At 70.4% G+C, this 25,698-nt stretch carries 20 protein-coding genes; 4 read left to right on the top strand and 16 right to left on the bottom strand.

The annotated features are described in order from the left end of the window. Positions 1–20 precede the first annotated feature (20 nt). Positions 21–896, top strand: a complete 876-nt coding sequence (locus tag ACTWQA_RS24770; RefSeq protein WP_443161474.1) for an LLM class flavin-dependent oxidoreductase — start codon at positions 21–23, stop codon at positions 894–896. A 104-nt stretch (positions 897–1,000) separates the two neighbouring features. On the opposite strand, the gene ACTWQA_RS24775 is transcribed toward ACTWQA_RS24770, so the two are convergent. The 5 genes from ACTWQA_RS24775 to ACTWQA_RS24795 all read right to left on the bottom strand — a co-directional run bounded on the left by ACTWQA_RS24775 (position 1,001) and on the right by ACTWQA_RS24795 (position 7,814). Then, complete coding sequence (locus tag ACTWQA_RS24775) at positions 1,001–2,032, bottom strand: LacI family DNA-binding transcriptional regulator (protein ID WP_443161475.1); 1,032 nt, start codon at positions 2,030–2,032, stop codon at positions 1,001–1,003. A gap of 338 nt (positions 2,033–2,370) precedes the next feature. Next, positions 2,371–3,726, bottom strand: a complete 1,356-nt coding sequence (locus tag ACTWQA_RS24780; RefSeq protein WP_305916244.1) for an ABC transporter substrate-binding protein — start codon at positions 3,724–3,726, stop codon at positions 2,371–2,373. A gap of 44 nt (positions 3,727–3,770) precedes the next feature. Further along, entirely contained in the window at positions 3,771–4,715 is a 945-nt protein-coding gene (locus ACTWQA_RS24785; protein ID WP_443161476.1) for a carbohydrate ABC transporter permease, read from the bottom strand. Positions 4,716–4,727: 12 nt separating this feature from the next. Beyond that, on the bottom strand, positions 4,728–5,672 hold the full coding sequence (locus ACTWQA_RS24790; RefSeq protein WP_443161477.1) for a carbohydrate ABC transporter permease: 945 nt from the start codon (positions 5,670–5,672) through the stop codon (positions 4,728–4,730). Between the two features lie 3 nt (positions 5,673–5,675). Then, entirely contained in the window at positions 5,676–7,814 is a 2,139-nt protein-coding gene (locus tag ACTWQA_RS24795; RefSeq protein WP_443161596.1) for an alpha-galactosidase, read from the bottom strand. A 307-nt stretch (positions 7,815–8,121) separates the two neighbouring features. Here ACTWQA_RS24795 and ACTWQA_RS24800 point away from each other — a divergent pair, with 307 nt between their 5' ends. Continuing rightward, positions 8,122–9,744, top strand: coding sequence for a hypothetical protein (locus tag ACTWQA_RS24800; RefSeq protein WP_443161478.1), 1,623 nt, complete (start codon positions 8,122–8,124; stop codon positions 9,742–9,744). Positions 9,745–9,763: 19 nt separating this feature from the next. Here ACTWQA_RS24800 and ACTWQA_RS24805 read toward each other — a convergent pair whose 3' ends face one another. From ACTWQA_RS24805 to ACTWQA_RS24830, 6 genes are all read right to left on the bottom strand, one after another. Continuing rightward, entirely contained in the window at positions 9,764–10,195 is a 432-nt protein-coding gene (locus ACTWQA_RS24805) for a hypothetical protein (protein ID WP_443161479.1), read from the bottom strand. Between the two features lie 155 nt (positions 10,196–10,350). Further along, positions 10,351–11,982: a ricin-type beta-trefoil lectin domain protein gene (locus ACTWQA_RS24810; protein ID WP_443161480.1), complete on the bottom strand. Its 1,632-nt coding sequence runs from the start codon at positions 11,980–11,982 to the stop codon at positions 10,351–10,353. Between the two features lie 9 nt (positions 11,983–11,991). Then, positions 11,992–14,019, bottom strand: coding sequence for a glycoside hydrolase family 2 protein (locus ACTWQA_RS24815; RefSeq protein WP_443161481.1), 2,028 nt, complete (start codon positions 14,017–14,019; stop codon positions 11,992–11,994). 26 nt (positions 14,020–14,045) lie between these two features. Then, positions 14,046–14,888: a carbohydrate ABC transporter permease gene (locus ACTWQA_RS24820; RefSeq protein ID WP_443161482.1), complete on the bottom strand. Its 843-nt coding sequence runs from the start codon at positions 14,886–14,888 to the stop codon at positions 14,046–14,048. Further along, on the bottom strand, positions 14,885–15,751 hold the full coding sequence (locus tag ACTWQA_RS24825) for a carbohydrate ABC transporter permease (protein ID WP_443161483.1): 867 nt from the start codon (positions 15,749–15,751) through the stop codon (positions 14,885–14,887). The genes ACTWQA_RS24820 and ACTWQA_RS24825 overlap by 4 nt, the downstream gene beginning before the upstream one ends. Beyond that, positions 15,748–17,124: an ABC transporter substrate-binding protein gene (locus tag ACTWQA_RS24830; RefSeq protein ID WP_443161484.1), complete on the bottom strand. Its 1,377-nt coding sequence runs from the start codon at positions 17,122–17,124 to the stop codon at positions 15,748–15,750. Before ACTWQA_RS24830 ends, ACTWQA_RS24825 begins: the two co-directional genes overlap by 4 nt. A gap of 126 nt (positions 17,125–17,250) precedes the next feature. On the opposite strand from ACTWQA_RS24830, the gene ACTWQA_RS24835 reads away from it, so the two are divergent. Continuing rightward, positions 17,251–18,261, top strand: coding sequence for a LacI family DNA-binding transcriptional regulator (locus ACTWQA_RS24835; protein ID WP_443161485.1), 1,011 nt, complete (start codon positions 17,251–17,253; stop codon positions 18,259–18,261). 77 nt (positions 18,262–18,338) lie between these two features. Then, positions 18,339–19,538 carry an aminoglycoside phosphotransferase family protein gene (locus ACTWQA_RS24840; protein ID WP_443161486.1) on the top strand — a complete coding sequence of 400 codons (1,200 nt, stop codon included), beginning with the start codon at positions 18,339–18,341 and terminating at the stop codon, positions 19,536–19,538. Here the strand turns inward: ACTWQA_RS24840 and ACTWQA_RS24845 are convergent. The 5 genes from ACTWQA_RS24845 to ACTWQA_RS24865 form a co-directional block, all read right to left on the bottom strand. Then, a complete protein-coding gene (locus ACTWQA_RS24845; protein ID WP_443161487.1) occupies positions 19,528–21,822 on the bottom strand; it encodes a polysaccharide lyase 8 family protein in 2,295 nt (764 codons plus the stop codon). The two genes, ACTWQA_RS24840 and ACTWQA_RS24845, sit on opposite strands and share 11 nt — an antisense overlap. Before the next feature lie 134 nt (positions 21,823–21,956). Beyond that, the gene (locus ACTWQA_RS24850) at positions 21,957–22,847 is read right to left on the bottom strand and encodes a cytochrome P450 (protein WP_443161488.1); all 891 of its coding nucleotides are present in this window, start codon (positions 22,845–22,847) and stop codon (positions 21,957–21,959) included. Between the two features lie 349 nt (positions 22,848–23,196). Beyond that, positions 23,197–23,943: a hypothetical protein gene (locus ACTWQA_RS24855; RefSeq protein ID WP_443161489.1), complete on the bottom strand. Its 747-nt coding sequence runs from the start codon at positions 23,941–23,943 to the stop codon at positions 23,197–23,199. Between the two features lie 89 nt (positions 23,944–24,032). Beyond that, positions 24,033–25,076, bottom strand: coding sequence for a hypothetical protein (locus ACTWQA_RS24860; protein ID WP_443161490.1), 1,044 nt, complete (start codon positions 25,074–25,076; stop codon positions 24,033–24,035). Between the two features lie 327 nt (positions 25,077–25,403). Continuing rightward, entirely contained in the window at positions 25,404–25,622 is a 219-nt protein-coding gene (locus ACTWQA_RS24865) for a hypothetical protein (RefSeq protein WP_443161491.1), read from the bottom strand. Between the last annotated feature and the right edge of the window lie 76 nt (positions 25,623–25,698).

Below are 25,698 nucleotides of genomic sequence, written 5' to 3' on the forward strand. Positions count from 1 at the left end.
TGAGCGATAGCCTGTCGGCCATGCGAGTGGGCATCGTGATTCTGCCTGACCAGCGGTGGTCGGAAGCGTCGCGGCGGTGGCGCCAGGCGGAGGAATACGGGTTCGACCACGCCTGGACCTACGACCACATGGGCTGGCGGGACCTCGTCGACGGCCCTTGGTTCGACGCCGTGCCGGTCTTGACCGCCGCGGCGCTGGTGACCTCCCGCATCCGCCTCGGCACGATGGTCGCCTCACCCAACTTCCGCCATCCGGCGCACTTCGCCCGCGAGGTGACCGCGCTCGATGACATGGCCGGTGGACGGCTCACCCTTGGCCTGGGCGCCGGCGGCATGGGATATGACGCCACCGTGCTCGGGCTGCCCGCGATGTCCCCGCGCCAGCGGGTCGACCGCTTCGCCGAGTTCGTGACGCTTCTCGACGGGCTGCTGCGGGACGGCAGTGCCGACTTCAGCGGGGAGCACTACCGAGCCGTCGACGCCCGCAGCACTCCAGGGTGCGTGCAGCGGCCGCGAGCGCCGTTCGTCGTCGCGGCCAATGGGCCGCGTTCGATGCGCCTGGCCGCCCGATTCGGACAGGGCTGGGTGACCACCGGCGAGCGCAGCACCGATCTCGGCGCGTGGTGGCAGTCGGTCGCCGAGCTGGCCAAGCGGTTCGACGATGTGGAGGCCGCTACCGGGCGGGGCCCGGGCGAGCTCGACCGCATGCTCTCGCTGGACGCCGCACCGGTGTTCTCCCTCTCCAGCGCCGGCTTCTTCGCCGACGCGGCCGGGCGGGCCCGCGAGCTGGGCTTCACCGACGTGATCACGCACTGGCCGCGGTCCGACAGCTGGTATGCCGGCAGCGAGGCCACGTTGGAGACAGTGGCGAAGAACGTGTTGCCTGCCATCCAGTAGACAGCGCCCAGGCTCGGCCCGCCTACGTCGACGTCCCGCATCGGGCCGCGCTGGCTGTCGTTGGTGCCTCCGCCGACGATGGGTTGTGTCGATCCCGAGACCGGCTAGGCCGAGCCGCCCACGAGGATTTCGGTCGGCAGGTAGATGCCCGGCTCCCCTGTGGGGCCCTCCTCGATCTCGAGCAGGCAGCGCTCCACCAACGCGGCCGCGGCCTGTTCGAACGGCAGCCGCACGGTCGTCAGCGGCGGATCCGTGAGCCACTGAAGGGGGCCGCCGTCGAAGCCGGTCACGGCCACGTCGTGGCCGACCCGCAGCCCCGCCGAGCGTACGGCGCGGATCGCCGCGACGGCCAGCCAGTCGGCCGCGGTGACCACCGCGGTGGGGCGCCGACGCCCGCGCAGCAGCCGGCCCACGGCGGCCTCGACCTTCGCCTCCGGCTCCTGCACCAGCCACGAGGCGGGCACGGACAGGCCGTGGTGCCGCATCCGGGCGCGGAAACCCTCCACCCGCTCGATGAACCAGTAGCCCGGCAGGCGGGGCCCCACGTAGGCGATGTCCTCGTGTCCCTTGCTCACCAGGTAGTCGACCATGGAAGCGACGCCCGCGGCGTTGTCCACGTCGACCCACGACTGCGGCAGGTCGGCCTCGGTGCGCCCGAACGAGGCGAAGGGCATCCCCACTCCCGCGAGATAGCGGGCCCGGGGATCGTCGATGCTGGAGTCGGTGATCACGAATCCGTCGACTCCATGGGCCGCGACGAGCTCGCCCAGCCGGTCGGTCACGTCGCCGGGCGAGGTGAAGACGAGGATCTGATATCCCCGCCGCTCGGCCTCACGCAGCAGAGGCGAGACGAACGACACCGCGAAGACCTGGTTGGACTCCAGCAGCGCGCCGGAGACGTGGAACCCGAGCTGGCGGGTGCGCTGCAGGCGCAGACTGCGTGCCTGCCGGTTGGGCTGGTAGCCGAGATCCTCCACCGCGGCCAGCACCCGCAGGCGGGTCTCCTCGGGGATGCCGCTGCCCGGCCGCTCGTTGATGACGAACGAGACCGTGGTCGGCGAGACGCCGGCAAGGCGGGCCACGTCCGCCATGGTCGGGCGCCGTCTGCGTCCCCGGGCCCCCTGCCTGGTGCTCATCGGCCGCTCCGTGCTGATCGCTGCCCCACCGCTCCCCGGTCGCTCCGTGCTGATCGCTCCCCCACCGCTCCCCGGTCGCTCCATACTGATCCTGCGTCCGCCATCCTGCGGGCCGTCGCCACCGCGACGCCCCGGCGGTGACGGTGAGGTCCGGCGGCTTCACGCGTGCGTATGCGCTCCGCCCCTCGGCCGGGCGTGATCAGCGTAGCGCAGGTGGTACGGCCGATGAGTACCTCCGGCCGCGTGACTCTTGCGTGCGTATCGGACATGTGGACCCCCGTTCCGGCGGCAGACCCGGCACCGGCCATGCCGTGCCGGGCTGCCCGCATCTCGCCCGCTCACTTGAACAGGGCGTTGACCTGCTCGTTGGCCTTGCTCAGCGAGCTCGCCGGGGCGCTGCCGCCGATCACGGCGTCCATGGCCGGCTTCATGACGGATTCGATCTCGGCGGCGTGGTCGGTGATCGGGAAGAGGAAGGTCGTCTTGTCCTTGACGTTCACGGTGAACGCCTCGACGTCGACGCCCTTGTCCGCGAACTTCTTCTGGGCGACCTCCACCGCGGCGGGGATGGCGGGGAAGACGACCGCGTGCTGGGCGACGACGTTCTGGCAGGCAGGGGAGGCGAGATACTTCACCCACTGCCACGCGGCGTCCTTGTTCTTGGTCCCCGCGTAGATCGAGTCGGCGAGGCCGTTGAACATGCTCATCCGCGTGCCCATCGGGCCGGCGGGCAGCGGGGCGAGCCCCGGCTCGAACGTGCCGGACTTGGCGCCGAACACCGAACCGATCATCCAGCTGCCGTTGGTCGCCATGGCGCCCTTACCCGCGGACAGCATGTCGTTCCAGGCCACGCCTTCGGTCGCCTTGAGCGGCGGCATGTAACCCTTGTCGATCAGGCTCTTCCACCAGGTGATGGTCTCCTGGAACTTGGGGTCGCCGTAGTTGTACTGGCTGCCCCACGGGTTCTTGTCGGTGAACTTCCAGCCGTTGCTGGCGGCGTACATGCTCCACTGGGTCTGGCCCACGCCGTTGCCGGAGCTCTCCAGCCACAGGCCGTAGGTCTCGACCTTGCTCTTGTCGAAGCCGGGCTCGTCGCCGCGCTTGCCGTTCTTGTCCACGGTCAGCTTGGCGATGATCTTCTCGTAGGTGCCGCCGTCGGCAGGGTTCCAGGCCATGTTCTTCAGCTGCTCGTCGGTGATCCCCGCCTTCTCGGTGAGCTTCTTGTTGTAGAAGACGGCGATGGTGTCCCAGTCCTTGGGCAGGCCGTACCGCTTGCCGTCGGCGCCGACCCACAGGTCGGCCAGGCCCTCCGCGTAAATGCCGGTGTCCACCTTGTCCTGCTTGACGAGGTCGTCGATCGGCAGGATGGTGCGCTTGGTGACGAACTCCGGGTATTTGGCCAGGTGGTCGGTGAAGACGTCCGGCGCGGACCCGGAGACGAAGCCCGTGGTGAGCTTGGTCCAGTAGTCGTCCCAGCCGAGCTGGGTGATCTTGACTGTAATGTTCGGGTTGGCCTTCTGGAAGTCGGTGGCGCACTGCTGGTATGCCGGCTGCTGGTTGGCGTCCCAGAGCCAGTAGGAGATGGTCGCCTTCCCGCCGGCGGAGGCGGATCCTCCGCTGGTGCCGCCGCCGCACGCGGCGAGGGCCAGCGACAGCAGGGCGACGCCGGCGACCGCCGGCAGCTTTTTGATCATCAAGGTGTCCTTTCCAGTGGGGGGTTGACGCGAAGATCCGGCGGTCACTTCAGACCGGAGAACTGGATGGAGTTGACGATGCGCTTGCCGAACGTCGCGAACAGCACCAGCACCGGAAGCGCCGCGACGAGAGTGGCGGCCATCAGCCCGGCCCAGTCAGGGCTGCCCTGCGGCGTCTGGGACTTGAACACGCCGAGCGCCACGGTCAGCACGCGCACGTCGTCGTTCGTGGGATCGGTGACCAGCAGCGGCCAGAAGTACTCGTTCCAGGAATTGATGTACGTGAGGATGGCCAGCGTGGCGATCGGCGCCGCGCTCATGGGCAGGATGAGCCGGAAGAAGATGCGGGGATAGCCGGCGCCGTCGAGCATCGCGGCCTCCTCCACCTCGCGGCTCACGTTCAGGAAGAACTGCCGCAGGAAGAAGACGGCGAACGGGGTCATGAACAGGTACGGCAGCACGATCCCGGCGAAGGTGTTGAGCAGCCCCATGTTCTTCATCAGCTCGAAGTTGGGCAGGTGGATGAAGATCGGCGGGACCATCAGTGCGGTCAGGAAGAGGAAGAACACCTTGTCCCGGCCGGGCCAGCGCAGCCGCGCGAAGGCGTAGGCCGCCATGGCGCTGAAGAACACCTGGCCGATCGTGATGACCGTCGCGACGATCACGGAGTTGCGCAGGTAGAGCCAGAAGCTGATGGAGGCGCCGGAGCCGCCCTGCGCCTGGGCCTCCTGGATGGTGGCCAGCCCGAACACCCGCTCGTACCCGCCGAGGGTCGGGGCCACCGGCAGCCAGGACGAGGGGTCGGAGAACAACATCCGGTTGTTGGACAGCGAGGTGCGCAGCATCCAGTAGAACGGGAACAGCGTGAGCAGGACGAAGATCCAGAGCACCACCCAGGCGGCGATCCGGCCGATGCGGGTGCGACGTCCATGGCGCGCGGCCGGCCTGGCCACCGCGGTCTTCGCCGAGGGCATGCTTATCGCGGTCATGACAGCGCTCCTCTAGGACAGGTCCGACTCGCCCGCACGTAGCAAGCGCATCTGAAGCAGCGAGACACCGGCGAGGATGGCGATGAGGGCGACGCCCATCGCGGAGGCATAGCCGAAGTCGAACTGGCTGAAGGCCTTCTCGAAGATGTAGTAGTAGATGACCTTGGAGGCGTCCGCCGGGCCGCCCTGGGTGGTGACGGCCACGGTGTCGAAGATCTGGAACGACCCGATGACCGTGATGACCAGCACCATCGCCAGCACCGGCCGCAGCAGCGGCAGCGTGATCCGCCAGAACGAGCGCCACTCCGTGGATCCGTCCACGGACGCCGCCTCATAGAGCGACCTCGGGATCGCCTGCAGGCCGGCGAAGATCAGCAGCGCGGTGTAACCCATGTGCCGCCAGACGTTCACGAGCGCGATCGTCGGGATCACCAGGTGCTCTTCCCCGAAGAACCCCAGGGGGCCGAGCCCGATCCAGCCGATGAACTGGTTGACCACGCCGAGGGTGTAGTCGGCCATCCAGTACCACACGAGGGCGACGACCACGTTCGCGACGAGGTACGGCAGCAGCAGCACCCCGCGCAGGAGGCTCGACCTGGTCAGCCGGTGCATCAGGACCGCCAGGACAACCGCGACGACCGTCTGCACCCCGATGTTGATGACGACGTATTCCAGGGTCACCGCGAGCGAGCTCCAGAAGGAGCCGTCGCCGAGGAGCTTGGTGTAGTTCGACAGCCCGGACCACTCGGGCGGAGCCAGCAGGCTGTAGTCGGTGAAGCTCAGGTACACGCCGCGGATCGTGGGCCAGAGGTAGAAGACCGCGAACCCGAGCAGCGCCGGGAGGATGAAGAAGAGCGCCGCCCGATGGTCCCTCCTCTCCTGCGATCGGGCCTGCGGCTTGTGGCGCCCCGCGGGCGCCCCGGGTCTTGGTGTGGGAACGGAGACCGTGTTCGCCATCGATCACTCCCTAGTCAGCCGGAGCAGCAGTAGGTGTTCTGGATAGAGATCGGGGGCCTGGATCCCGGCTTGTTCCAGGACCGGGCCGGGAAGCCTGAGCTCGCCGTGGGCCAGCCACGACGGGAGTACGTGGTTGATGCCGGCGGCCACGTCACCTGGCGCCAGCGGTTCGACCCGGTACGTCGCCCGTGGGTCGAGCCCGGGCAGCCGCACCCGGCCGGGCGGCGCGACGACCGAGGTCGCGACCGCGACCAGCGCGAAGATCGCCTCGGAGCGGTCCTGCGCGACCACGCCGTGCACCCACAGCGCGGGGTCGGGATGATCGGCGCGGACGATCCGCCCCGTGTGCAGCAGGCCGCGCACGTCCTTGTAGAGCGCGATCCAGCGGGCCAGCTCGGCTCGCTCGGCCACCGAGGCCGAGGTGAGGTCCCATTCGATGCCGAAGTGGCCGAACAGCGCGGTTCCCGCGCGGAAGGCGAGGTCGTGGCGCCGGCCGGTGGTGTGCGCGTGCCCGGCTCCCACGTGCGAGCCGATGAGCTCGGGCGGGAGCAGGAGCTGGGTCCAGCGCTGGATCGACTGGCGTTCCAGGGCGTCGATGCAATCGCTGCCCCACACCCGGTCCGTCCGCTGGAGGATGCCGAGGTCCACCCGCGCTCCCCCCGAGGAGCAGGACTCGATCTCCAGGCCGGGGTGGCGGCGGCGCAGCTCGTCCAGCAGCCGGTAGACCGCCAGCGTCTGCCGGTGGACGGCCGCCTCTCCGCGCGGGCTGTGGCCCGCGTCGATCAGGTCGCGGTTGTGGTCCCACTTCAGGTAGTCGATGGCGTACTCGGCGACGAGCCGGTCCAGGCGGTCCAGCACGTACGCGTACGCCTCGGGGTGCACGAGGTCGAGCACCTGCTGGTGACGCACCTCCGGCGGCGTCCGCCCGCCCGTCGACATGATCCACTCCGGGTGGGCCCGAGCCAGGTCGGAGTCGGGATTGATCATCTCCGGCTCGACCCACAGCCCGAACCGCATCCCGAGCGCCCGCACGTGATCGACCAGGGGGTGCAGGCCCTGCGGCCAGACGTCCTCGTCCACGTACCAGTCGCCGAGGCCGGCGTAGTCGTCGCGGCGGTGGCGGAACCAGCCGTCGTCCAGGACGAACCGCTCCGCTCCCACCTCGGCCGCCCGGTCGGCGAGCGCGCGCAGCTTGGGCAGGTCGTGGTCGAAGTAGACGGCCTCCCAGGTGTTCATGACCACGGGACGCGGGGAGGCCGGGTGGCCCGCCCGGGCGCGTAGGTGCCGGTGGAAGCGGTCCGACACGTCGTCCAGCCCGTGGCCGTAGGCCGCGTACAGCCGCGGGGTGGTGTACTCCTCCCCCGGTTCCAGCCGTACCTCGCCCGGCAGGAGCAGCTCGCCGCCGCCGATGACGGCTCGCCCGTCCGGTAGACGCTCGGCGTAGGTGACGTGGTTGCCACTCCAGCCCACGTGCACGGCCCACACCTCGCCGGAGCGGAATCCGAAGCCGGGAACACCGGCCGCCAGGAGCAGCGACGCGTCCGCCCCTGTGCGGCCGCGGCGGCTCTCCCTGACCCGGGAGCCCACGGTGAACGGCTGGCGCTGCGGTGACCGCTCGCGCAGGTGCCGCCCGGTCAGGTCCAGCAGCTCGGCGGCCTCGGCGGGCACCGGCAGGTTGAGCACGAGGCCGTCCAGCACGTACGGCTCGGCCGGATGCCGGTTGCGCACCGCGGCCCGCAGGGTGATCAGGCCGGTCGCGTCGAGCGCGATCCACACCGTCAGCTCCAGGCCCGCGGCCTCGTCCACGGCTTCGACGCGGACCTCCGCGCCGGCGGCGTGCGCGGAGGTCACCGTGAACAGCGGCGACCAGGCCGTGCCCCCGCGATGCCCGCGTAGTCCCGGCAGCCCCGGCCAGCCGTTCGCGTGCTCGGCGAGCACCGAGAGTTCCGCGGGCGTGTCGAGGCCGCTGGAGACGACGGCGGGAATGGCGGCGAGAGCCAGCTCGCTCAGCTGCGCCGGAGTGACGTCTCCAAGGTCGCCGCCCCAGTGCAGCACGCTCGGCAGGCGCGGCCCGCCGACATCCAGGACCAGGCTGACGCCGCCCGCCCGCAGGTGGATCGGCTCCGGCCGGCTCGCCGCCACGCCGTACGGCGCCGTCGGCTCCTCGGCTCGCGTGCTGGTCTCCTGGGGCACTGCGGCACCTCCCGATGAAGAACTAAGCTTTAGTAAATCGATTTAGGCAGCACGATTTACCATGGCGATCAAGAGGAGGAAGCCACGGTATACGCGGACCATTTCGATTTACTAATTGCTTTTAGTTGCTAGGCTGGCCTCAAAAGTGCCCCCACCTGAACCGCATGTCAATCCTTCGTTACGAGTCCGTTACGCGGATCCCACACTCGGCTCCGCGAGCCTGTGACACTCCACCCCCCTTCCTCCTTGGAGCGCCATGAGCGAGGTACGCGTGCCCGATGAGGTGTTCGTCCTGCACGACGACGGCCGACCGGCCCCGGCCCGGCGCGGTCGCACCGGCTTCGCCGCCCCGGACGTGGCGGTCGACCTGAACCCGGCGGGCGAAGGCCTCGAGATCCACCTGAGCTCCCCCCGCCGCGGCCTGTCCCGGGTGGCCCTGCGGTGGCATGATCCGCAACCGGAGCCGGCCCTGATCCTGGGCGACGCCTGGGAACGCTCCTACGGCGACCTGCAGTGGCGGCACCGCCAGCCGGACCGCGTCCTTCCCTGGTACTGGCTGGCCCACGACCCCGCCACCGGCCGCACCGAGGGCATGGGCGTGCGGGTCCGGCCCGCCGCCTTCTGCTCGTGGAACCTCGACGAGGACGGCGTCACGCTCTGGCTGGACGTACGCAATGGCGCCGCGCCGGTCGAACCGGGCGGGCGGCGGCTGCACGCGGCCACCGTGGTCCGGCTCGGCCCGCGCGCGGACGTGTCGCCGTTCGCCGCACTGACCGAGTTGTGCCGGGCCATGTGCGACGACCCGCTGCTACCGCCCGAGCCCGTCGTCGGCGCCAACAACTGGTACTACGCCTATGGCCGCGACTTCGGCCCGGGCGAGGTCCTGCGGGATGCGGAGACCATCGCCGACCTCGCCGGCGGCCACCCGGTCCGGCCTTTCTGCGTGGTGGACGCCGGGTGGAGTCCCGGTGGCGAGTGCCCCGGCGGGCCGTGGACGGCCGGACTCCCCGGCTTCTTCGACGACATGCCCGGCCTCGCCGCCGGCATCGCCGCCGCGGGCGCCCGGCCCGGCATCTGGCTCCGGCCGGCGGCGCTGTCCGTCGTGGACGACCCGAGCCGGCTGCGGGCCGGGCCGCGACCGGTGCCCGAGCAGCCGCTGGACCTGAGCATCCCGGACAACCTGCACACCATCGGCGCCGACGTCCGCCGCCTGACCGGCTGGGGCTTCGAGCTGATCAAGCATGACTTCTCCACGTACGACCACTTCGCCCGGTGGGGTTTTCACATGGGCCGGCAACTCACCGAACCCGGGTGGGCACTGGCCGACCGCACCGTCACCAACGCCGAGGTGCTCCTGAGCCTGTACCGGACCATCAGGCAGGCGGCCGGTGACGCGCTGGTGCTCGGCTGCAACACGGTCGGCCACCTGGCCGCCGGCCTGGTCCACCTGCAGCGGACCGGCGACGACACCTCCGGCAGGTTCTGGGAGCGGACCCGCCGGATGGGGGTCAACACCCTGGCCTTCCGGCTGGCCCAGCACCGCACCTTCTTCGCCGTGGACGCCGACTGCGTGCCCTGCACTCCGGCCACCCCGTGGGAACGCAACCGGGAGTTCCTGGACCTGGTGGCCCGGTCGGGGACCGCGCTGTTCGTCTCGGTGGACCCGCGGGCCCGCACCGCCGGCGTGGACGCCGACCTGCGCGCCGCCGTGCGGATCGCGCTGGACGGCGGCGTGCCGGGCGGCGTGGAGCCCTTGGACTGGCTGCACACCAGCAGCCCGCGCGACTGGCGTACCGGTGACGGCCACCGCCGCTACCGGTGGCTGGAGCCGTACGGCGCCGGGCCGCTGATGGACGGCACCGAGCTGCTCGGGTTGTGACGCCTCGCCCGCACCCTGCTCATCGGGACGATGTCATGACGCCGGCGATGGCGGCATGAACCACAGCCTTCTCATCGCTGGTCAGATCCATGGGACGGTGGGTGAAGGCTACGTCCAGGAGGGCACCGCGCAACGTCGAGATGGTCCAGATGCCGGCGGTCTGGTCATCGAGGTCGAGGTGGATACCGGCGACGACTTTCTCGCACCATTCTTCGCCGGCCTGCGGAGCTTGAGGGGAGGGTGGGGTGACCTCGGCGGCGTGGCCGACTGCCACCTTGATCTGCTGAAGGCCGTCATAGGCCCACTCCACACGCCAGCCGTGCCAGGTCCGGGCGAGTGTGGCCAGGGCCGCGAGCCGGTAGCTTTGGTCGCCATCGCAGTGGCAGAACAGCAGCAGTCGCCGTTCGTCATGGTCGATCAGGCATGCGCCGTCGCATTCGCCCTCCCACATCCATGAGCTCTTCTCGCGCTGGCGGCGGGCGAACCGGGTTGCCGGTTCAGGGCCGGAGTTCGCCGGGTATCCCGAGCGGTGTTCGTGGACAGGGTGACCACGAACACCGCCCAGGCCGCCGGTGCGGCCAGTGCGCACCTGAGCTGCAGAAACGCCTAGGCCGGGAGGTTCCACTTCTGCGGGTCGAGCCCGTTGCAGTCGTAGATCTGCAGGCGGGTGCCGGCGGCGGTGGCGCCGCCGGGGCTGTCGAGGCAGCGGCCGGACTGCGGGTTCAGCAGGGCGCCGTTCGGCTGCGAGCGCCACTGCTGGCCGCCCGCGCCGTTGCACTCCCAGAGCTGGACCTTGCTGAAGTTGGCGGTGGCGTTGGCGTCGATGTCCAGGCACTTGCCGAAGGCGCGCAGAGTGCCATCGGGGTGCCGCGACCAGCGCTGGCCGGTGGCGATCCCGCAGTCCCACAGCTGCACGGGGTTGCCGTTGGCGTTCGTGTTGGTGTCCACGTCCACGCACTTGCCGGCGCCGGCGGGGCCGGTGATCTGGCCGACGGTGCCGGGCAGCGTGCCGATGCCGTACTTGACCTGGCACTGGTTGCCGGTGAGCTGGGTGGCGGCGAGGTAGAGGAAGCCGGTGCCGTTCGCGGAGGGCACGATCGGCGAGCTGTAGCCGGGGCAGGACGGCTCGCCGGTGTTGTAGCCGCCGGTGGGGTTGACGTTCACCGGCGCCTCGATCTCGGTCCACGCGCCGGCGCCCAGATTGGTGTTGGCGAACAGGACCTGGCCGGACTCGCCGAGCACGGTCTTGTTGCCGGTCGGGCCGGCGACGACGCGCTGGCCGGACATCAGCAGCGTGCCGTTGGGGCCGCCGCCAGGCAGCCAGGCCACGTACGGCGTGTGCAGCAGCTCCCGCTGGTCGGAGGTGCGGACCAGGGTCCCGGTGCCGGAGCCCCAGTTCAGGCCGTCGGAGCTGGTCTTGACGTACACCTCGCAGGCGTGGTCGGGGTCGGTGGCGTCCCGGCACATCTCGTACGCCATCAGGAATGACCCGTTCGGCAGCCCGGTCAGGATTGACATGCCCGGCCTGGCCAGGTTGTCGGCCGGGAAGGCCACGTCCTGGGTGAGCGTGGCGCTCCACGACTGGCCGCCGTTGGTGGAGGTGTAGTGGCCGATGACCTGGTTGTTGGTGGGGGTGTTGGCGGGGCGCTCGTCGGAGATGAAGCAGGCGAGGGTGTTGTTCGGGGCCAGCAGGAACCACGGCTCCCAGATGCCGTGGCCCCACGAATTGGGCTGGCCGCTGGTCTGCGTGCAGTTCGACAGGTACGTCCAGGTCGCGCCGTGGTCGGTGCTCTTGAACACCTCGACCTTCTGGGCCGTGTAGTCGCCGACGTCCCAGGCTGTGCCCGCGGCCAGCAGGTCGCCTTGGTTCAGCCCGTTGGCTGTGCGCGGCACCTCGTACAGAACCGGGGCCTCCAGGTCCCAGCCGGGCGTGTGGGAGGTGATCGTGGAGATCGGGTTCGCTGACCAGGTGCGCCCACCGTCGGTGCTGCGGTAGATCGGCAGCGACGTGGGCGCGTTGTGGTTGCGGCGGGCGAACGTCGCGAGCATGGTCTCGTTCGGCGAGCCGTCGTGGTCGAGTCGGATCGCCCGCGGGTAGCTGGCGTCGCCCTGCGGATACGTGCCCAGGTTCGGCGCGTAGAGCACCTGGCCGGGCGGAGCCGCCTGGGCGGGACTCGCGGACCCGGCCAGGCAGGCTCCGACCAGGGCTAACGCGGCAATGGGGGGTGTGAGGCGCACGCTGTCTCCTTAGTTCGAGTCGTCTCCGATGACGGGGGCGGTGCAGGTGTCCACGTCCACGGCCGAGCGGGCGACCACGGCGCCGTCGCTGACCAGGGCGAGATGCAGGCGGCCGCTGGTCCAACCGGCCGGGAGCTCGGCGCTGACCTCGGCGGGGGCGCTGAGCAGGAACGGCTTGGCCTCGATCCACGGGCCTGGCGCGCCGAAAGCGCCGGGTGCGTCGGGGGCGGGGCGCAGCACGGGGGTCCAGGCGGTGTGCAGGTGGCCGTTGACCGGCTCGGCGCCGTGGTGCGAGACGTGTACGGGCACGGTGATCTCGCGCGTCTCGGTCAGCAGGTCGCGGCCGGGCGCGACGGGGACGACGTCGAGGACGAGCGTCGTGGTGGCGTTCACGTGCGCCGGGTCCACGCCGGCCAGGTCTTTGGCCCGGCGCTCGAAGTCCAGCAGGCCGGCGGACTCGTGCTCGATGTCGTACAGCTCGGTGTAGACGTAGCCGGCCAGGCGGTCGTGGCGGCGCAGTTCCTGGGTCTGCCAGCGCAGGTGCCACGCGCGTTCCACGCTGGTGAAGCCGCCGCCGTACTCGCTGTTGAGGTTGGGCAGGCCGCGCAGCGGCTGGGACGGCGCGCCGGCCAGCTTCTTGCGTACGACGTAGTCGGGGCCGAGCCGGACCGGGAAGTCGTCCTGAGCGCCGTCCAGCAGGGCGGCCACCGTCCGGCCCCAGGAGGCGGCGGACTCGTCGTAGTAGTGCCAGTCGAGGAGGTCGGTCTTGACGTGGGTCCAGCCGGAGTTGTCCACCGCCGGGCGGGTCGGGTCGAGGGCCTTGAGCAGGTCGTACGCTCGCGCGGCGGCCTCCTGCCTGGCCGGATCGCCCGGGATGTCCCAGTCCAGGCCCCACTCCTCGTTGTACAGGCCCCAGATGACGATCGCCGGGGAGTTGCCGTCGCGTTCCGCCATGGGCGCGATCTGCTCCTCGAACGCCGCCACGGACTCGGCGGAGAAGCGGCCGGTGGCGGCGGGCTCGGCCCACAGCAGCATGCCGAGCGTGTCGGCGTGGTGGACGAAGCGCGGGTCCTCCAGCTTGAGGTGCTTGCGGACCAGGTTGTATCCGGCCGCGGCGGCGAGGCCGAGGTCGTGGCGGAGCGCGGCGTCGTCGGGTGGGGTGATGCCGGTACGCGGCCAGTAGCCCTGGTCGAGCACGCCGCGTACGAACAGGCGGCTGCCGTTGAGGTACAGGTCCTCGCCGATCACCTCGATCCGGCGCAACCCCGTGTAGGCGGCGACCCGGTCGGTGCCGTCGGCCGAGGTCAGCTCGGCGTCCACGTGGTAGAGGTGCGGGTCGTCCGGCGACCACAGGCGCGGCTCGGCGACCGGCAGCACGCCCCGTACGGTCCCGCCGGCGACCGGCAGCTCGATCGTCGTGTCCGTCCCGCGCAGGGTCAGCCGGAGCACGGACTCCGCCGGTCCCGCCACCCGGGCCTCGACCTCGATGGCGTCCAGTCCCGCCGACGGGCGCAGCTTCAGGGCGGCCAGGTGGGTGGCGGGGCGGGCCTCCAGCCAGACGCTCTGCCAGATGCCGGACGACGGGGTGAAACACACACCGTCGAAGTCGTCGCGCGGGATGCTGCGCTGCTTGCCGTGCGCGATCTCGCGCTTGTCGAGCGGCGCGGAGACCCGTACCACGACCTCCTGGCCGCCCCCGTCGCGCAGCGCGTTGGTGATGTCGGCCTCGAACGGCGTGTAGCCGCCCCGGTGGGTGACCACCTCGACGTCGTTCACCCAGACAGTGGCCTCGTGGTGCACGGCGCCGAAGTGCAGCACCACCCGCTGCCCGGTCCACTCCGACGGGACGGAGACCCGGCGGCGATACCAGGCCACCGGCAGCCAGTGGGCCTCGATGCCCGACGCGGGGGTCTCCCAGGCGAAGGGCACGGTGATGGTCCGGTGCCAGTCCGGCTCGGGGTCGGCCCGGAAGTCCCACTCGCCGTTGAGGCTCGACCAGGAGTGCGACCGGTCGAAGTGGGGGCGGGGATATTCCATGGTGCTCTCTTCCGTGAGGACGGGGGTCAGCCCTTGACGCTGCCCGCGAGGATGCCGTTGATGAAGTGGCGCTGCAGCAGGACGAAGATCACCAGCAGCGGGAGGAGCGCGATGCTGCCCGCGGCGAGGAGTTCGCCCCAGACCGTCGCGAAGTCGGCGCCGATCCGGTTGCCGGTGACGTTCTGCGCCAGCGTGGCCAGCACCACCTGCAGCGTCTGGTGTGAGGTGTCGTTGACGGCGACGACCGGCCAGACGAAGTCGTTGTAGACGTTCATGGTGGTCAGGACTGCCAGCGCGGCCAGGCCGGGCCGGATCACCGGCAGCACGACCTTGGCGAAGATGCCGAACTCCCCCGCGCCGTCCACCCGCCCGGCGTCGATCAGCTCGTCCGGGATGGCGGCGATGGTCTGCCGCATCCAGAAGATGCTGAACGCGTCGATGCTGCCCGGCAGGATCAGTGCCTGGTACGTGTTCACCCAGCCCAGCGCGCTCATCTCCAGCAGCAGCGGAATGATCAGCACCAGCGTCGGCAGCATCAACGTCAGCAGGACCACGCCGAACAGCAGGTTCTTGCCGGGGAAGTCGTACTTGGCGAACGCGTAGCCCGCCAGCGGGCAGAAGAACATCGTCATCGCGCCCCTGACCACCAGCACCAGCGCCGTGTTCGCGAATCCGGTGCCGATCGGCACGTCGGTGAACATGGCCCGGTAGTTGTCCAGCGTCAGCGCGCCGATCGACAGCGGATCGGAGATGATCTCGGCCGCCGGCTTGAGCGAGGAGCTGACCGCCCACCAGATCGGGTAGAGGAACACGATCGCGAGCAGCGCCAGCACCGCGTACTGCACGGGGCCGGGCCTGGTCTGGTTCATGACGCCTCGTCCTTCGGCCGCAGCAGCCTGACCGAGACCAGCGACAGGCCGAAGACCAGCAGCACCAGCAGGAACGAGTTCGCGGCGCCGGTGCCCAGGTCGGAGGCGGTGATGTGGTCGTACAGGTACAGGCCTGCGGTGGTGGTGGAGCCGTACGGGCCGCCCTCGGTGACCACGAACGGCTCGGCGAACATCTGGAAGACGGCCAGCGTCTGCACGACCACCAGGAACGCCATGCTCCGGCGCACCAGCGGGACGGTGATCGACCAGAACTGGCGGGCGCGGGAGGCGCCGTCGAGGGCGGCGGCCTCGTACACGCCGCCGGGTACGGCCTGCAGGCCCGCCAGCAGGATGATGATCGCGAACCCGGTGGTCTTCCACAGGAACAGCAGCGCCAGCGTCGGCTTGGCCCACGCCGTGGACGTCAGCCAGCCCACGTCCGGCAGGCCCACCAGGTTGAGCAGGCGGTTGACCGGGCCGTAGTCCTGGTCGAACACCACGATCCACACCTGCGCCATGGCCACCAGCGGGGTCACGAACGGCGCGATGAACGCCACCCGGAACAGCCCGCGCAGCCGCAGCTTGGCGTTGGCCAGCAGCACCGCGCCGCCCAGCCCGGCGATGACCTGGATCGGCACGATCAGCAGCCACATGACCGCGCTGTTGCCGAGCGAGGCCCAGAAGTCCGGGCTGGTCAGCAGGTAGAGGTAGTTGCCGAGCCCCACCCAGTGGGCCTCGCCGGCTCCCCGCCAGCGCATGAAGCTGAGCTGCAGCGCGTAGATCAGCGGGTAGATCCCGAACGCGGCGAAGACCACGAAGAACGGAGCGATGAACAGGTACGGCGACAGTCGCGCAGACCTCATGAGCGGTCGATGAGGTTGCGCTGGATCTTCTGCGCCGACTCGGCGATCACGTCGTCGGGCGCCATCTTGCCCTCCATCAGGCGCTGCACGTTGTTGCCGAGGTAGTCCACCGACTGCGCCCACCACCACGGGATCGGCGCGGCGGCCGGGATGGTGGCGGCGGCGTCCACGGCCACCTTCCACAGGTCCTGGCCCCCGAGCGCCTCGATCGGCTGGAACAGCGGCTTGGCCGGGTCGAGCGCGGGCTGGTAGCTGGGGATCGAGGTGGACAGGCCGCCGGGGTAGACGCTGTTGGGGCCGTACACGGCGGTGTAGCCGGGCTCCTTGAAGCACAGGAACTCGTACAGCAGCCAGGCCAGCTCGGGGTTCTTGGCCTTGGCGGGGATGACGAAGCTGCTGCCGCCCATCGCGCCGCTGCGCGCGCCGCCCGGCGTCCAGGCCGGCAGCGGCGCCGCCCGCCACTTGCCCTTGGTGGCCTTGAGCAGCTGCTGTGGCGCGAAGGACCACCAGATCGCCCACGGCACGAACACCTGCTGGCCGCTCTCCAGCGTGTTGACGTCGGCCGGCTCCAGGTAGGGCGCGTGGGTGACCAGGCCGTCCTTGACCGCGCTCTGGATCCAGGCGAAGATCCGCCGGTATTCGGCCGAGTCGAGCCGGAGCCTGCCCTGGGCGTCGGTGAGACTGGTGCCCTGCTGGTTGGCCAGCATCTCCAGCCACAGCTGGCCCAGGAACGGGCTCTTGTCCAGGTGGATGGGCCTGGTCTTGGGATCCTTCTCCTTGATCGTGCGGGCCGCGGTCAGCAGGTCGTCGTACGTGGCCAGGCTCGCCGGGTCGATCCCCGCGCCCTCCAGGATGTCCTCGCGGTACCAGAGCAGGCCGGGGTCCAGGTCCCACGGCACGCCGTAGATCTTGCCCCCGACGGTGTTCACCGACACTTTGTACGGCGACGTCTGCTCGCGGTACGGCGCGATCAGGTCGGTCAGGTCGTACAGGTGCTCGGCCTGCCCGCCGATCTTGGCGTCGTCCCAGAAGCTGCCGTCGGGCACGTCCGTGCCGCTGATCAGGGTGTTGGCCAGCTTGGCGTCGATGTCCACGGCCTGGTGGTTCACCGTGACGTTCGGGTACGCCTCGCGGAACTTGGCGATCGCCGCGTCGAACACCTTGAACAGGTCGCCGGACCGGTTCCAGATGGTGATCTGGCCCTTCGCGGACGCGGCCGAGGCGGTGGGCTTGGCGAGCTTGCTCGGCTGGGCGCCCGGCCCGCCAGGGGTGCCGGCGGCGCAGCCGGCCAGCGCGCCGCCGGTCGCGGCGAGCGCGCCGAGGCCCAGGGCTCCCTTGAGAAATCCACGGCGGTCCATGGGTGGTTCGGACATCTTTGACTCCTCGGCCTCGCCTCAGGTGAGGGCTCTGCAACGATGCAGACATCATGCATACTTGTCTGCAACGGTGCAAGAGCGGTTAGGATCTGGTGAGGTTTGGAACGGGCGTAAAGGAGACGCATGGCCGGTGCAACCCTGCGCGACGTCGCCAAGCGGGCGAACGTGTCGATCCGCACGGTGTCCAACGTGGTCAACGGCTACGCGCCGGTCTCCGACGAGCTGCGGGGCCGGGTCCAGGCGGCGCTGGACGAGCTCGACTACCGCCCCAATCTGATCGCGCGCAATCTCAAACAGGGGCGCACCGGGATGATCGCCCTGGTCGTGCCCGAGCTGGACGTGCCGTACTTCGCCGAGCTGGCCCGGCAGGTGATCACCGCGGCTCGTGCGCACGGCTACGTGGTGATGATCGACCAGACCGACGGCGACGGAGATCGCGAGCGCGAGCTGCTCGGCCGGGACTCGCGGGCCACCATGTTCGACGGGCTCCTGCTGAGCCCGCTGACCGTGTCGGCGCAGGAGCTGCGGTCCCGGGGCAACCGGATCCCGATCGTGCTGCTCGGCGAGCACATCTTCAACGGCAGCTTCCACCACGTGGCCATCGACAACGTGGCGGCGGCCCGGGACGCCACCACCCACCTGCTCGGCCTCGGCCGCCGCCGGGTGGCCGCCATCGGCGACCAGCCGTACGCGACCGGCGAGACCGCGCAGCTGCGCACGGCCGGCTACCGGCAGGCGCTGGCGCGGGCGGGCCTGGAAGTGGACGAACGCCTGATCGTGTCCACCCCGCACTTCCACCGGCGGCTCGGCGCCGAGGCCATGGAGTCGCTGCTGGCACTCCCCGAGCCGCCCGACGCCGTCTTCTGCTACAACGATCTGCTGGCCCTAGGTGCGATGCGGGCGCTGACCAGGGCGGGGCGGCGCATCCCCGACGACGTGGCGGTGGCCGGCATCGACGACATCGAGGAGGGCCAGTACAGCACGCCCAGCCTGACCACGGTCGCCCCCGACAAGGGCGAAATCGCGCGCCGGGCGGTGAACATCCTCCTCGAAGCGATCAGCGGCACCGCCGCCGCCCCCGCCGAGATCGTGGTGCCCCACCGGCTGATCGTCCGGGAGAGCACGGCGGGCTAGGAAGCCTCATCCCGCGATCTCGTACCGCGGCCGGATATTCCGTGGCGGGCGTCGCGGGGAGCGATCACACTGAGCGGATGGACAGGACAGTCAGCGCATGGATCACCTCGGGTGACGATCGGCTCGGTGTCATCGGCCCGTTCGCGGTGGATGTGCCGTGGTGGGCCGATGTGGAGCCGGTCGTCGCGCACCTGCGCCAGGTGCTCGGCGTGGACGTGCTGGTGCTGCGCCTCCTGGACGTGGACGGCGGCGAAGGCGGCCGCGGTGGTCATGTGACCTATCACGTCGAAGCGCTGGAGCGCCCCGCCTCCGGGCGGCTGACGGCTCCGCTGCCCGCTGACCACGCGGTGGTGGACAGGCCTGAGCGGCTGCGGGCGCCGTGGGCGCGGATCGACGGGCTGCGGGAGCTGTTGAGCTGGGCGGCGGACGCGCTGAGGACGGCCGGGCGACCGCTGACCGGGCCGATCCGGCAACGCAGGACCTGGAATCTGGCCGGGCTGTTCCTCCTGCCCACCGCCCAAGGGCCCGTATGGCTGAAGGCCACGCCGCACTTCGCCACCGACGAGGCCGCCGTCATCGGCGCGTTCGCGGCCCTGGACCCCGGCCTGGTTCCCACGGTCGTGGCGTCGGGACCGCGGCGGGTCCTGCTGGAGCACCTTCCCGGCGAGGACTGCTGGGACGCCCCCGTCGAGATCATCGACAGCGCTGTGACGCGACTGGCCGCCGCACAGGCCGGCCTGGCGGGCGCGATCCCGCCCGGGTTGCCGGACCGGCGCGGACCCGTCGTCGCCGACCGGGTCCGCGAGCTGCTCGCCGGTGACGTGGCCCGCGAGCTGACCGCAGAGGAGCTGGAGGGTGCGTACGAGCTGGTCGAACGATGGCCCTTGCTGGCCGAGTGCGGCCTGCCCGACACGGTCGTGCACGGCGACTTCCACCCGGGAAACTGGCGCAGCGACGGCGGTCCGCCGGCCGTGGTGGACTTCGCCGACGCGCACGTCGGCAACCCGGTGCTGGACGGAATACGGGCCTGCGACTGGCTTCCCCCTGCCAAACGACCCGCCGCCGCCGAGGCCTGGATCGAGGCCTGGACCGCCTACGCACCCGGTTGCGACCCGGCCCGAGCACTGGCGATCGCCGAACCGCTGTCCCACCTGGACTACGCCGTCCGCTACCAGGAGTTCCTGGACGGCATCGAACCGTCGGAGCGGATCTATCACCTCGGCGACCCGGCCACCAGCATCCGCGCCGCCCTGCGTTCCGCCGTGATCATGGACTGACGTGCACCACCGCGGTGTGGGCGTGCCCGCGGCTGCCACCGACTTCCACCTTGACCGCCCTCTTGGCCTTGCGCACGCTCCGGTCGTTTTCCTTGACCGCCTTCACCGGCCAGGGCAGCGTGATCTTCACCTCGTCGGCGCTCCTGGACGGGTCGGCGACCGCGAGCCGTATCCGCTTGTGGTCGCGGCGGATGAGCAGCGTGCAGGGGCCGTCGGCGGTGAGCGGTCCATCCGCGGTCTCGACGGTCCCCGCGCGCCAGAAGACGGCGGCGAGCAGGTTGTCGCGGGAAATGGCCTGCACCGTTCTGGAGTTGGCGAGGATCTCGATGCGCCCGCCGTAAGCCGCGGTCTGCGCGATGGAGGCTTCGGGCAGCACGGCGTAGGCATAGCGTGCCTTGCCCGGATCGACGCCGTGGTCGATGAGGATCGTCGTGTAGTGCCTGGTGACGGGGGTCTTGTCGCCTCCGGTGGTGGCACCCTTGTCGATGTCCCGCCAGCGGCCGGTGCGCTTCTTGCGGATCACCTTCGCGTCGGCGTCGTCGAGCAGCGCGTAGCCGGCCACGCCGGACAGGTGGACCCAGCCGTCGCCCCGGGTCAGCGGCGGATGCCAGTCGTGGGTGTTGCGGTTCTCCACGATGGTCTCGATGCGGCGGCCGTCGGAGGCGGCGATGCCGGTACCGAGGGCGATCACCGCGTCATCGAGAAGGAACCACGCCTTCTTGGCCCGCAGCGAGGAGCCGTCGGCGATCAGCTTCATGGCCGCCACGCCGTACTCGCCGTCGAGCGCCACGCCGCCCGCCCACGGGGTCGGTGGCAGGCGACGCTTGCCGTGCGGGAGAGCGGCGCGTCGCCGCGTGTCGACCGTCGTGCCCGGCAGCCGGTACGGGTCGATCGTGGGCCACAGGTCGTCGTTCCAGTGGGTGAGGTCGCCGGTATAGAGGTAGGTCATGCCGTCGCCGGTGTACCAGCCGTGCAGGTTCTCCCGGTTCATGGCCTCGGCCGCGCCGATGCGCTCCGAGCTCATCGCGATCGCGTAGGCCCAGGTGGGGCGGCGGTGCACGACCCGGTCCATGTCGGCGAAGACGTACGTGCCCGTCGTGCGCGGGCCGACCGGCACCGACGGATCCTCCAGCAGGGCCGTGGCCTTCGCGATGCTCGCCAGCGGTGCGAGCGTGTCGTAGGGGATGGCCTGGTTGCGGGTGAGCCACCCCTTCACCAGCGGCCGCCAGCGCCGGGCATGGCGCTCGGGCGCCGTCTCCAGCAGGGTGAGGATGGACTCGACCGCCTTCTGCCCCGAGTGGTAGTCGCGATGGCCCTGCACCGAGATCTGCCGGCCGCGTACGCAGTCCATCATCAGCCCATCGAAGATGAACGGCGCGAACGAGCGATCCACCATGTCGTACACGTTCCCGATTCCGGTGATCTCCCACGGTGACCGGGAGAGCATGGCGATCAGCTTGGCCACGCTCTCCAGGTAGTCCACGCCGTAGCTGCCGGTGTAGGGGAACACGTCGTGCTGGATGAACGACCCGTCACGGTAGAAGCCGTCACCTGGCCCCCTGGTCGGCCGCAGCAGGTCGGAGACCGCGTCCCTGGCCCGCTTGATGAGGCGGGCGTCGTGGGTGAGCAATCCGCGCATCGCCACCGCCGTGGCCTTGCCCGCCCGGTTGGCGCCGGTCTCGACGACGCCGGGATGGCTGACGCGGCGCTCCGGGTCGGGGCACCAGCGGCGCAGCGGTCGCAGCCAGCGCTCGAGGCGGTCCTTGGGCAGGCCGTCGTAGAGCAGGGCGCAGGTGTCGGTCAGCGCGCGGGGGACGCCGATCTCCCACCAGAACCAGTTGCTGCCCCGCCGGTCGAGCCCCTCGTGGTAGGCGTGCTCGTACAGGAAGTCCAGCGCCCTGACCGCGGTCTCGGCGACCTGCCCGTCCCGGTGCATGGCGGTGCCCGGCGTGGCCCAGCCCAGCGCCAGTATGCGCATGCGGTTGTAGGCGCGGTTGAAGTTGCCCGTCCCAGGGTCCTCGAGCGGCAGGTCGGGCCACAGGCTCGGGCGGTCGGGGGCGGGCTTCAGCTTGCGCAGCACCGCATGGGCCGAGCCCTCGATCGCCTGTGTCTTGTCGGTGTAGGCGGAGTTGTACGACCCGCCGGCCAGCAGGCTCACCCAGCGCTCACGCGCCGCGTTGAACGCGGCGGCGCCGACCGCCTCGGCCGGTCTTTCCCACAGGGCGAGGCCGGCCACGGCCGCGGCGCCCAGCAAGGCGGACCGCCGACTGAGGGGGTGGATCATGGAGGCCTTCCGACAATCGCGCAAATATCAGATCAAAGGATCATATGTCGGCAGGCAAGCTTCAACGGGCTTCGACGGTCAGAGGATGCGGAGAGGGAGGGCGCGGGGGCCGCGTACCTGGCCGGCCGCCCACGTCACCGCCGCCGGGTCCGCCAGGTCGAAGGCGGGGATGCGCTCCAGCCAGACCTCCAGAGCGACCCGGAGCTCCAGACGGGCCAGGTGGGAGCCCACGCAGCGGTGGACGCCGAGGCCATGTCCACGCCGTTCCACTGCATATCCTGCTTGACCAGCCGAGCCATGGTGACCGGGGCGTAGGCGCGCAGGAACTCCTCGATCGCGGTCGGCAGCAGCCCCGGCTCGGCCACCAGGCGCTCGCGGTCGGCCGGGGTCTTGGCCAGGTGCCACAGGGACGCCCCGATGGCGCTCCACGTCGTGTCGACGCCGGCGATGAGGAGCAGCATCATCGTGCCCACCACGTGCATGGGGTCCAGCTTCTGCCCATGGAGTTCGGCGTTGATGAGGTACGTCGTCAGATCGTCGCGCGGCCTGGCCACGTGCTCGTGGATCTGCGCGACGAGGTAACCGGCCAATTCGTCCTGGCGTGCGAGCCGTTCCTCGGCCGGCTGGTTGATGCTCTCCAGGACGTTCCCGACGAACTCGCGGAAGCGCGGGCCGTCCTCGGGCGCGAAGCCGAGCATGTCGGCGATCACCCGCACCGGGATGTGCTGGGCGTAGTCACGGGCAGCGTCCACGACCTCCCGCCCCCGCATCGCGTCGATCAGCTCGTGGCAGTACGCCCGCGTCGCCTCTTCCTGCTCGGCCACCGCTGCCTTGGTGAACATCGGCAGCAACAATTGCCGGGCATCGCGGTGGAACGGCGGGTCGGACGTGATGGGCGGGGCGTCGCCTACCGGGGCCAGGTCGAGTGGCGGCTTGTTGTTGCTGACGATGATCGCCCGGGAGGAGAAACGCTCGGTGTCGTACGCGACGGCCGCCACGTCCTTATAGCGCGTCGGCAGCCACACGCCGCCGAACCGCTCGGTGTGCGCGATCGGGCAACGCTGCCGCAGCTCGTCCTGGATCGGATAGGGATCCGCGGTCGTCCACGGTCATCACGCAGCTCCATCGTTGACGTCGGGCCCCATGCGTGTGATACGTCCAGAGTTCGCCGCCGGATGTCCCGTTCGTCACCGGGAACGCCCGCCGCAGGCCGCAGCGGGTTCAAGTCCCACCCGCCCTACTCGCTCGTCATGGCGATACAAGGGCGGCAGGCCCGCGACGCGCGTCCGCGGGCCTGCCGCATCCGGCTGGCGGTTCAGGTGCTGGTGCCGGTCCGAGCTCGGACAGGCAGGGTCCCGGTGGAGACGGCAGCGGTCAGTCGCCAGCGTCGGTGGTCACCGTCTCGGGGTCCGGCGCCTTGATGGACACCTTGGTGCCCCACCCGGTGAAGCGGCTGTCGATCGTGATCGTCTTGCCTTCGAACCCGTTGGTGTCGAATACGCCCGTGGCCGCGTACGACGACTTCACCCTGCTCACCAACCCGGCAGAGGTCAGCGTGAGCGTGTAGGAGACCTTCGTGTCGTTGTGCATGCGCAGGGGGATCGACGCCCCGAACCAGCGCGACGCCTTCTCCAGCTCCTTGAAGGTGATCTTCCCTGTGAGCGTGCTCCCGCTCAGCTTGCCCTTCTTGACCAGCGCCGCCAGGGTCGTCGGCTCGACGGGGTTGATGACCTGCCCGTAGAAGCCGCTGCCGCCGCCGAGCAGGCCGTTGCTCTTGAACCAGGACTTGCCCTCCGGTAAGCGGTCTTCCCACATGCCGCCCGAGGTGTAGCTGACCTTGCCGACGCTGATCGTGCGCTCGCGGGGGCGGCCCACGGGGGTGGCGGTGATGTCGGAGGCCGCCACGCCCTTGGCGTTGAACTGGAACGTCCCCTTGCGGCTCTGAATCTTGATCGTGTCGTCGCCCGAGAGCGTCGTCGTCTCGGTGAACCGCACGCCGTGCCCGGAGGTGAGCTTGCTCTTGAGGGCGCGTACGGGATCCTTGGGAGCGGCCTGGGCGGGCGCGGCTGCCGCCAGTAGGCAGCCGCAGGCCACCAGGGCTGTGATCGTTGTCTTCTTCACGAGCCGATCTTGCCGCAAGCGGATCACGATCGGAGGCCGCTGGAGGGCATCTGGTCATTTTCGCCTGCGTAGATCCTCCACCCAGAGAGTTACGGACTGGGCGCGGTGTTGGGGTTCTCGTAGGCGCCGACGATTTGGCCGCGGTCGTTGATGCCGGTCGCCAGGGTCCTGGGCGCGCCCGGGAAGCTGATGGGAGTGACGGGGCCGTCGACGCCGTTGCGCAGCAGGAAGCCGCGGGCTCCGGCCAGGGTGGCGGCGTCGGTGAGGGTGCTGCCCACGATCTGGCCATGGTCGTTGATGCCGAAGGGGATGGTGATCGGGACGCCGGGGACGTCGATGGTGGTGTATCGGCCCTTGTCCCAGAGGAAGCCGTGGATCGGTCCCGTGCCGGGGCCCTCGCCATAGATGCCGACGATTTGGCCGCGGTCGTTGACGTCGATGGGCTCGGTGTAGGCGGCGCCGGGGACGTCGATGGTGGTGAAGCGCCCCTTGTTCCAGAGGAAGCCGTGGGAGGTGTCGCCGGCGTCGGTGAAGACGCCCACCACCTGCCGGCGGTCGTTGATGCCGGCCGCCTCGGTCTGCACTGCGCCGGGGACGTCGATTCTGGTGACCTTGCCGCGGTCGAGGAGGAACCCGTGCGCCATTCCGTTGGGGTCGCTGAGGAACGGGACGGTCCGGCTGTAGGCGCCCGTGATCACGCCACGATCGTTGATCTTGACGACCTCGGTTGCCGTGGCGCCGGAGAGGTCGACCTTGGTGACCTTGCCGCGCCTGTCCCGCAGAAAACCGGACTCGTTGCCGGGGCCGAGGTACTCGCCCGTGATCTGGCCGCGGTTGTTGATGCCTGCGGGGAAGAGCCGCACGCCGGTCTCTGGCGGGTCGAACGTCGTGTATCGACCCCGGTCCAGCAGGAACCCGGGCATCGGGGAGCGCGGCCCGGCGCCAGGGCGGACGCTGGGAATGAGGCTGAGGGTGCTGCCGACGCCGAGCCGGGTCAGCCCCGCGGCTGAAGCCCCCATCGGAGTCGTCGCCGAAGCTCCGACTGTACCCACCGCGAGCGCCGTGAACACGACCGCGCCGATGACGGCCAGGCGGATGTGACGGCGAATCTTGCAGCGCGCTGTCGCGGCCATGCCAGTCTCCTCCTGTACGGGTCTGTTTCCCGGTATTCGCACCATCGGCGTCCGCGGATCAGTCCCCGTAAAAGCTGGGGCGGGCGGGCGCGCCACAGGCACAGGCATGCCGGGAAGGCGCTGAGGGATCAGCCTCAGCGCCGGGGTCGATGCCTTCGCCGGGCGAGGCGAGGGCCAGGTCGTCCAGCCGCTCGCCGGTCAGTCCCAGGTGCTCGCCGTGGATTCGTCCCAGGTCGCGGAGGTAGCCCAGGCCGGGGGCCGATGGGGCAGCGCACCGCCGGACCCGGGCGGGCCTGGCGGTGGCTGATCCGGTTCACGGCGGCCCGGTCACCTGGGCAGGACCGCTCCGCTCCAGTGTGTGCTGGCGGCGGAGTAGACGGCCGCCAGCTCGCCGTCGAAGTAGGGCGGGGTGGCGGCGGCCAGGTTGGCGCCGCCGCCGCTCAGCCAGAACGTCGCGATCTCGGCGGCGGCCGCCTGTGAGGAGGCCAGCGGGTCGGTCGCCACACCGGCGCTGACGACCGCGGACTTGGCCCGGCAGCGCGTCACCCAGGGCGGCTGGCGTCAGCGGACGCCGGCGTGCCGGACTCCTCGCTCACGGTGCGCTCTTCAGATGGGCCACGAG

Source organism: Nonomuraea sp. 10N515B, from assembly GCF_052245915.1.
Classification (GTDB): domain Bacteria; phylum Actinomycetota; class Actinomycetes; order Streptosporangiales; family Streptosporangiaceae; genus Nonomuraea.

Bases quoted from the DNA above. Each gene is read 5' to 3' on its own strand.
- ACTWQA_RS24770 (WP_443161474.1), top strand. From the start codon at position 21: ATGCGAGTGGGCATCGTGATTCTGCCTGACCAGCGGTGGTCGGAAGCG.
- ACTWQA_RS24775 (WP_443161475.1), bottom strand. From the start codon at position 2,032: ATGAGCACCAGGCAGGGGGCCCGGGGACGCAGACGGCGCCCGACCATG.
- ACTWQA_RS24780 (WP_305916244.1), bottom strand. From the start codon at position 3,726: ATGATCAAAAAGCTGCCGGCGGTCGCCGGCGTCGCCCTGCTGTCGCTG.
- ACTWQA_RS24785 (WP_443161476.1), bottom strand. From the start codon at position 4,715: ATGACCGCGATAAGCATGCCCTCGGCGAAGACCGCGGTGGCCAGGCCG.
- ACTWQA_RS24790 (WP_443161477.1), bottom strand. From the start codon at position 5,672: ATGGCGAACACGGTCTCCGTTCCCACACCAAGACCCGGGGCGCCCGCG.
- ACTWQA_RS24800 (WP_443161478.1), top strand. From the start codon at position 8,122: ATGAGCGAGGTACGCGTGCCCGATGAGGTGTTCGTCCTGCACGACGAC.
- ACTWQA_RS24805 (WP_443161479.1), bottom strand. From the start codon at position 10,195: ATGTGGGAGGGCGAATGCGACGGCGCATGCCTGATCGACCATGACGAA.
- ACTWQA_RS24815 (WP_443161481.1), bottom strand. From the start codon at position 14,019: ATGGAATATCCCCGCCCCCACTTCGACCGGTCGCACTCCTGGTCGAGC.
- ACTWQA_RS24820 (WP_443161482.1), bottom strand. From the start codon at position 14,888: ATGAACCAGACCAGGCCCGGCCCCGTGCAGTACGCGGTGCTGGCGCTG.
- ACTWQA_RS24825 (WP_443161483.1), bottom strand. From the start codon at position 15,751: ATGAGGTCTGCGCGACTGTCGCCGTACCTGTTCATCGCTCCGTTCTTC.
- ACTWQA_RS24830 (WP_443161484.1), bottom strand. From the start codon at position 17,124: ATGTCCGAACCACCCATGGACCGCCGTGGATTTCTCAAGGGAGCCCTG.
- ACTWQA_RS24835 (WP_443161485.1), top strand. From the start codon at position 17,251: ATGGCCGGTGCAACCCTGCGCGACGTCGCCAAGCGGGCGAACGTGTCG.
- ACTWQA_RS24840 (WP_443161486.1), top strand. From the start codon at position 18,339: ATGGACAGGACAGTCAGCGCATGGATCACCTCGGGTGACGATCGGCTC.
- ACTWQA_RS24845 (WP_443161487.1), bottom strand. From the start codon at position 21,822: ATGATCCACCCCCTCAGTCGGCGGTCCGCCTTGCTGGGCGCCGCGGCC.
- ACTWQA_RS24860 (WP_443161490.1), bottom strand. From the start codon at position 25,076: ATGGCCGCGACAGCGCGCTGCAAGATTCGCCGTCACATCCGCCTGGCC.